The sequence below is a fragment of the Nocardia sp. NPDC059764 genome, from assembly GCF_042732555.1.
Lineage (GTDB): Bacteria > Actinomycetota > Actinomycetes > Mycobacteriales > Mycobacteriaceae > Nocardia.
Map to the genome: position 1 here is coordinate 1 of NZ_JBHWHH010000274.1, position 6,924 is coordinate 6,924.

At 68.1% G+C, this 6,924-nt stretch carries 6 protein-coding genes; 3 read left to right on the forward strand and 3 right to left on the reverse strand.

Annotated elements, in window-relative coordinates:
- Positions 1–90 precede the first annotated feature (90 nt).
- The 3 genes from ACFV4K_RS34050 to ACFV4K_RS34060 all read right to left on the reverse strand — a co-directional run bounded on the left by ACFV4K_RS34050 (position 91) and on the right by ACFV4K_RS34060 (position 2,928).
- On the reverse strand, positions 91–411 hold the full coding sequence (locus ACFV4K_RS34050; protein ID WP_379280411.1) for a hypothetical protein: 321 nt from the start codon (positions 409–411) through the stop codon (positions 91–93).
- Between the two features lie 16 nt (positions 412–427).
- On the reverse strand, positions 428–2,269 hold the full coding sequence (gene ilvD, locus ACFV4K_RS34055; RefSeq protein WP_379280412.1) for a dihydroxy-acid dehydratase: 1,842 nt from the start codon (positions 2,267–2,269) through the stop codon (positions 428–430).
- A 158-nt stretch (positions 2,270–2,427) separates the two neighbouring features.
- Positions 2,428–2,928, reverse strand: coding sequence for a PH domain-containing protein (locus tag ACFV4K_RS34060; protein WP_379280413.1), 501 nt, complete (start codon positions 2,926–2,928; stop codon positions 2,428–2,430).
- 321 nt (positions 2,929–3,249) lie between these two features.
- On the opposite strand from ACFV4K_RS34060, the gene ACFV4K_RS34065 reads away from it, so the two are divergent.
- From ACFV4K_RS34065 to ilvC, 3 genes are all read left to right on the forward strand, one after another.
- Entirely contained in the window at positions 3,250–5,208 is a 1,959-nt protein-coding gene (locus ACFV4K_RS34065) for an acetolactate synthase large subunit (RefSeq protein ID WP_379280414.1), read from the forward strand.
- Positions 5,205–5,708: an acetolactate synthase small subunit gene (gene ilvN, locus ACFV4K_RS34070; RefSeq protein WP_040860049.1), complete on the forward strand. Its 504-nt coding sequence runs from the start codon at positions 5,205–5,207 to the stop codon at positions 5,706–5,708. The genes ACFV4K_RS34065 and ilvN overlap by 4 nt, the downstream gene beginning before the upstream one ends.
- Before the next feature lie 73 nt (positions 5,709–5,781).
- On the forward strand, positions 5,782–6,783 hold the full coding sequence (gene ilvC / locus ACFV4K_RS34075; RefSeq protein ID WP_379280415.1) for a ketol-acid reductoisomerase: 1,002 nt from the start codon (positions 5,782–5,784) through the stop codon (positions 6,781–6,783).
- Positions 6,784–6,924: the final 141 nt, after the last annotated feature.

Sequence of the window (6,924 nt, forward strand, 5' to 3'; positions counted from 1 at the left end):
CCCGGGGATCGCGCCGGGCGTTTGGGTAGCGGGGGGGGGGGGCGGGGGCCCGGTATTCGCCTCAGGGGGTGTGGGGGCTCGCCCCCACCCTCACTGGCGTGCGGTCCAGGCTTCCCATTCCTGGAAGGTCTCCTGGTGGAGCTGGAGCACCCGGCTCGACTTCGCGTCGATCTCGCGCTGCAGCAGCGCCCGGTGCGCCCCGATCCGTACCTGCTCGTCGGGAGTCGCCATGAACTCGGCATTGTCGAGGTCGCGCGCCTCGGCCGCCAGGGCCTCGGCGTCGGCGAGCAGTTCGCGGGCCTCGGCGTTGCGGGCGTCGGAGCGACGCAGCATCGCCGTGTACTCGGCCAGCATGGAGTCGGCCTTGCCGACGAATTCGGTGTCGGCCTGGCCGATGTATTCGATTGTCATTCCCTTGCTTTCTCGATTACGGCACGCGCCGGACGGCACCCTTGTCGGCGGAAGTGGCGAGCGCGGCGTACGCGCGCAGCGCGGTGGTGACCGGACGCTCCCGGTTCACCGGCTGCCACGGCCGCTCCGAGGCTTCCATCTTCACGCGGCGCTCCGCGAGAACGTCTTCGGGAACCAGCAATTCGAGCGCGCGGGTGTGCACGTCGATGCGGATGCGGTCACCGTTCTCGATGAGTCCGATGGATCCGCCGCCGGCGGCCTCCGGAGACATGTGGCCGATGGACAGGCCCGAGGTGCCGCCGGAGAAGCGGCCGTCGGTGATGAGCGCGCAGACCTTGCCCAGGCCCACGCCCTTCAGGAAGGAGGTGGGGTGCAGCATCTCCTGCATGCCCGGACCGCCGCGCGGACCCTCGTAGCGGACCACGACCACGTCGCCGGGCTGGATCTCCTTGCCCAGGATCTTGGAGACCGCCTCCTCCTGGGATTCGACCACCACGGCCGGGCCCTCGAAGGTGAACAGGTCCTCGTCGATGCCGGCGGTCTTGAGGATCGCGCCGTCGGGGGCGATATTGCCGCGCAGCACGCACAGGCCGCCCTCGACGGTGTAGGCGTGCGCCACCTCGCGGATGCAGCCGCCCTCGGCGTCGGTGTCCAGCGAGGACCAGCGGTTGGCGGTGGAGAACGGCTCGGTGGTGCGGACGCCGCCGGGCGCGGCGTGGAACAGTTGCACGGCCTCGTCGGAAGCCTTGCCCGAGCGCACGTCCCAGGTGTCGAGCCACTCGTCGAAGGAGGCGGTGTGCACGGTGGTCACGTCGGTCTCCAGCAGCCCGCCGCGGCGCAGCTCGCCGAGGATGGCCGGGATGCCGCCGGCGCGGTGCACGTCCTCCATGTGGTAGTCGGAGTTGGGGGAGACCTTCGACAGACAGGGCACGCGACGCGAGATCTCGTCGATGGTCTGCAGATCGAAGTCGATCTCACCCTCCTGCGCGGCGGCGAGGGTGTGCAGCACGGTGTTGGTGGAACCGCCCATGGCCACGTCCAGCGCCATGGCGTTGCGGAAGGCCTTGGCATTGGCCACGTTCCGCGGCAGCACCGAGGCGTCGTCGTCGCGGTACCAGCGGGTGGCGATGTCCACGATGACCTTGCCGGCCTTCTGGAACAGCGCGCGCCGGGCCTCGTGGGTGGCCAGGGTGGAGCCGTTGCCCGGCAGCGCCAGGCCCAGCGCCTCGGTGAGGCAGTTCATCGAGTTGGCGGTGAACATGCCCGAGCAGGAGCCGCAGGTCGGGCAGGCAGACCGCTCGACCTCGCCGAGGCCCTCGTCGCTGACGGCCTGCGAGGCGCTCGCGGAGATGGCGGTGATCAGGTCGGTCGGGGCCTGCGCGACGCCGTCCACGATCACGGCCTTGCCGGCCTCCATCGGGCCGCCGGAGACGAACACGGCCGGGATGTTGAGCCGCATGGCGGCGTTCAGCATGCCGGGGGTGATCTTGTCGCAGTTGGAGATGCACACCAGCGCGTCGGCGGTGTGGGCGTTGGCCATGTACTCCACCGAGTCCGCGATGATCTCGCGCGAGGGTAGCGAGTACAGCATGCCGCCGTGTCCCATGGCGATGCCGTCGTCGACGGCGATGGTGTGGAATTCGCGCGGGACGCCACCGGCCGCCCGCACCGCCTCGGCCACGATCTCGCCGACGTCCTTCAGGTGCACGTGGCCGGGTACGAACTGGGTGTAGGAGTTCGCGATGGCGACGATCGGCTTCCCGAAGTCGGAGTCGGTGAGGCCGGTCGCGCGCCAGAGCGAGCGAGCGCCCGCGGCATTGCGTCCGACGGTGGTGGTGCGTGAGCGAAGCGGTGGCATTGGTCCTCGGTTCGTGTCGCAGGGGGCTGTTGAGCGACTGGCCGGCGGTTCGCGACACGAGAATTCGGGTCTCGCGACGTTCCTCCGGCGGGCATCAACGTTACTCCCGGCCTATGACCCCGATTACCTCCGGTGGAAACTCCGCACCCCCGAAACGCCTACGGCTTGCCGGATTCGCCCTCGGCCTCGGTGCCCTCGGTGTGAGATTCATCCGCTTCGGCCGGTTCGTCGGTTTCCTCCGGCTCCTGGGCGAACGGGTCCGGGATGCGCCCGCCCGAGGCGTCCACGAGGTCGGCGAGCCGGTGGTAGCCGACTGCGGGCAAGGTCACATCGGTGTCGTCGGCCAGGTGCAGCCGCAGGTACCCGCGCTTGGGGATGACCAGCCCGCGCACGTCGGCCCAGTCGATGTGCCGGGAGCCGACCAGGGTGCGGGTGTCGATGCCGTTGTCCGAGACGGTGGTCCGGGTCCGCTCGATCCAGACCACCAGCGCGGCCGGGATCGCGAACAGGATCCACAGCACCTTGGGCGCCCCGAAGAACGGGAAGGCCACGGAGAACAGCAGGATGAACACCCCGAGGTGAGCGAGCCGGGGGATGCGGATCACGCGACCCGCGTCCGATTCGGCGCCGGGCGTATGGGACGATCGAGCAGGTGGCACGGACTGATGCTGTGAGGACACACCCATATCCTCGCATCATGGTGAACGGACCCGAACAACCGCACTGTCTCACATAATGAGACCCCATAGGTCAGCTGTTTGACTGAACGACTAGCGCGCGCATACCGTCGAGCGCGTGAATCGAATCGAGTTGCTCGTAATCGGCCGGCGCGTCCAGCGCTGAGCCGACGACTATTAGGTCCATTACGTCAGCTCGCAGCTGCGACGCGCCACCCTCGAACAGCCCATGGCTGTCGGGGGCTTTTTTGTGTTCAGGCAAGTCCCTCGGACTGGAACGACAAGCAGTAAGGAACCAAGACGGTGAGCGCACCTACCGCCCGGCCCGGGCCCTCGGCCCGCAGGCCCGCGCCTTCGGCCACTCAGCCGACCGCGGCTCCGGCCGCGACCCCGAACCGCCGCCAGGTCCCGCCCGAGCGGGTCACCGGCGCGCAGTCGGTCGTCCGTTCGCTCGAGGAACTGGACGTCGACACGGTATTCGGTATTCCGGGCGGTGCGATCCTTCCCGTCTACGACCCGCTCTTCGATTCCACCAAGGTCCGCCACGTGCTGGTCCGCCACGAGCAGGGCGCGGGTCACGCCGCGACCGGCTACGCGCAGGCCACCGGCAAGGTGGGTGTGTGCATGGCCACGTCCGGTCCGGGCGCGACCAACCTGGTCACCCCGATCGCGGACGCGCAGATGGACTCGGTGCCGCTGGTCGCCATCACCGGCCAGGTGGGCCGGTCGCTGATCGGCACCGACGCCTTCCAGGAAGCCGACATCTCCGGCATCACCATGGCGTGCACCAAGCACAACTTCCTGGTCACCGACCCCATCGACATCCCGCGGATGATCGCCGAGGCGTTCCACATCGCCTCCACCGGCCGTCCCGGCGCGGTGCTGGTCGACATCCCGAAGGACGTGCTGCAGGCGCAGACCACGTTCTCGTGGCCGCCGGAGATGAAGCTGCCCGGCTACCGTCCGGTCACCAAGCCGCACGGCAAGCAGGTCCGCGAGGCCGCCCGCATGATCATGGAGTCCAAGGCTCCCGTGCTCTACGTCGGCGGCGGCGTGATCAAGGCCGACGCCTCGACCGAGCTGCTGGAACTGGCCGAGCTGACCGGCATCCCGGTGGTCACCACCCTGATGGCGCGCGGCGCGTTCCCCGACACCCACACCCTCAACATGGGTATGCCGGGTATGCACGGCACCGTGGGAGCCGTTGCGGCGCTGCAGCGTTCGGACCTGCTGATCACCCTGGGCGCGCGTTTCGACGACCGCGTCACCGGCCAGCTGGACTCGTTCGCGGTCGGCGCCAAGGTGATCCACGCCGACATCGACCCCGCCGAGATCGGCAAGAACCGCCACGCCGACGTGCCGATCGTGGGTGACTGCCGCGAGGTCATCACCGAGCTGATCGAGACCCTGAAGGCCGACCCGGCCACCGGCGGCAAGACCCCGCTGCTGGACCTGACCGAGTGGTGGGGCTACCTGAACGGGATTCGCGATGCCTACCCGCTGGGCTGGAAGACCCCGTCGGACGGTTCGCTGTCGCCGGAGTTCGTGATCGAGAAGCTGGGTCAGCTGGCCGGTCCCGAGGCGATCTACTGTGCCGGCGTCGGCCAGCACCAGATGTGGGCCGCGCAGTTCATCAAGTACGAGAACCCGCGCACCTGGCTGAACTCGGGCGGTCTGGGCACCATGGGCTACGCGGTGCCCGCGGCCATGGGCGCCAAGATGGGCATGCCGGACTCCGAGGTCTGGGCCATCGACGGTGACGGCTGCTTCCAGATGACCAACCAGGAGCTGGCCACCTGTGCCGTCGAGGGCGTGCCGATCAAGGTCGCGCTGATCAACAACGGCAATCTGGGCATGGTCCGCCAGTGGCAGACCCTGTTCTACGAGCAGCGCTACTCCAACACCGACCTGGGCACCCACACCCTGCGCATCCCCGACTTCGTGAAGCTCGCGGAAGCCTTGGGCTGCCACGGTATTCGCGTGGAGAAGGAAGAGGACGTGGAGGCCGCGATCCGCGAGGCGCAGTCGATCAACGACCGTCCCGTGGTGATCGACTTCATCGTCGGCAAGGACGCGCAGGTGTGGCCGATGGTCGCCGCCGGCACGTCGAACGACGAGATCATGGCCGCGCGTGGCATCCGCCCGCTGTTCGACGACGACGAGCAGGCTTCCGAGCCGGCCGTCATCCACGAGGCCATGTCGCACGAGAAGGCTTCGCTGAACGCTCACGAGCGCGCTTCCCAGAAGGGGACCGAGGAATGACCACCACCCACACCCTCTCCGTGCTGGTGGAGGACAAGCCGGGCGTGCTGGCCCGGGTGGCTTCGCTGTTCTCCCGGCGTGGCTTCAATATCCAGTCCCTCGCGGTGGGTGGCACCGAGATCCCCGAGATCTCGCGCATGACCATCGTGGTGACCGTGGAGGACCTGCCGCTCGAGCAGGTCACCAAGCAGCTCAACAAGCTGGTCAATGTCATCAAGATCGTGGAGCAGGACACCGATTCCTCGGTCGCCCGTGAACTGATCCTGGTGAAGGTGCGTGCCGACGCGAGTGTGCGCACCCAGGTGATCGAGGCCGTGAACCTGTTCCGTGCCAAGGTGATCGACGTGTCGCCCGACGCGCTGACCATCGAGGCCACCGGCACCCGCTCCAAGCTGGACGCGCTGCTGCGCATGATGGAGCCGTACGGCATCCGTGAGATCGTGCAGTCCGGCGTTGTCGCCGTGGGTCGTGGACCCAAGTCCATCACCGCGACCCGATAAAGCCCGCGATAACCGCTGGCCCGATACTTCTCACTAACCAAACAATCTGAAGGGAACCACTGTGGCAGTCGAGATGTTCTACGACGACGATGCCGATCTGTCGATCATCCAGGGCAAGAAGGTCGCCGTGATCGGCTACGGCAGCCAGGGCCACGCCCACTCGCTGAGCCTGCGCGACTCCGGCGTCGACGTGCGCATCGGCCTCAAGGAGGGCTCGAAGTCCCGTGCCAAGGCCGAAGAGGCCGGCCTGACCGTCGGCACCCCCGCCGAGGTCTCCGAGTGGGCCGACGTGATCATGGTCCTCGCGCCCGACACCGCGCAGGCCTCCATCTTCACCAACGACATCGAGCCGCACCTCAAGGACGGCGACGCGCTGTTCTTCGGCCACGGCCTGAACATCCACTTCGGTCTGATCAAGGCTCCGGCCAACGTCACCGTCGGCATGGTCGCCCCCAAGGGCCCCGGCCACCTGGTGCGTCGCCAGTTCGCCGACGGCAAGGGCGTTCCGGCCCTGATCGCCATCGACCAGGACCCGACCGGCACCGGCCAGGCGCTGGCCCTGTCCTATGCCAAGGGCATCGGCGGCACCCGCGCGGGCGTCATCAAGACCACCTTCAAGGAAGAGACCGAGACCGACCTCTTCGGTGAGCAGGCCGTGCTCTGCGGTGGCACCGAGGAACTGGTCAAGACCGGTTTCGAGGTCATGGTCGAGGCCGGCTACGCGCCGGAGATGGCCTACTTCGAGGTCCTCCACGAGCTCAAGCTGATCGTCGACCTGATGTACGAGGGCGGCATCGCCCGCATGAACTACTCGGTCTCCGACACCGCCGAGTTCGGCGGCTACCTGTCGGGCCCGCGCGTCATCGACGCCGGCACCAAGGAGCGCATGAAGGCGATCCTGACCGACATCCAGGACGGCACCTTCGTCAAGCGCCTCGTCGCCAACGTCGAAGGCGGCAACAAGGAGCTCGAGGCCCTGCGCAAGGCCAACGCCGAGCACCCGATCGAGGTCACCGGCGCGCAGCTGCGCAGCCTGATGAGCTGGGTCGACCGCCCGATCACCGAAACCGCGTAAGGTTTCAGGTCCTCGAAAGGGCCCGGCATCCGATTCGGGGATGCCGGGCCCTTTCGTCGTCGAACTGCTGGTCCTCGCCCGCGGCTGGTCGCCGCTATGCGCAGTGGACCGCCCGCGATTACGGCAGCCCTGACCTGAATG

Coding starts and splice junctions, on each gene's coding strand:
- ilvC (WP_379280415.1), top strand. CDS start 5,782: ATGTTCTACGACGACGATGCCGATCTGTCGATCATCCAGGGCAAGAAG.
- ilvN (WP_040860049.1), top strand. CDS start 5,205: ATGACCACCACCCACACCCTCTCCGTGCTGGTGGAGGACAAGCCGGGC.
- ilvD (WP_379280412.1), bottom strand. CDS start 2,269: ATGCCACCGCTTCGCTCACGCACCACCACCGTCGGACGCAATGCCGCG.
- ACFV4K_RS34050 (WP_379280411.1), bottom strand. CDS start 411: ATGACAATCGAATACATCGGCCAGGCCGACACCGAATTCGTCGGCAAG.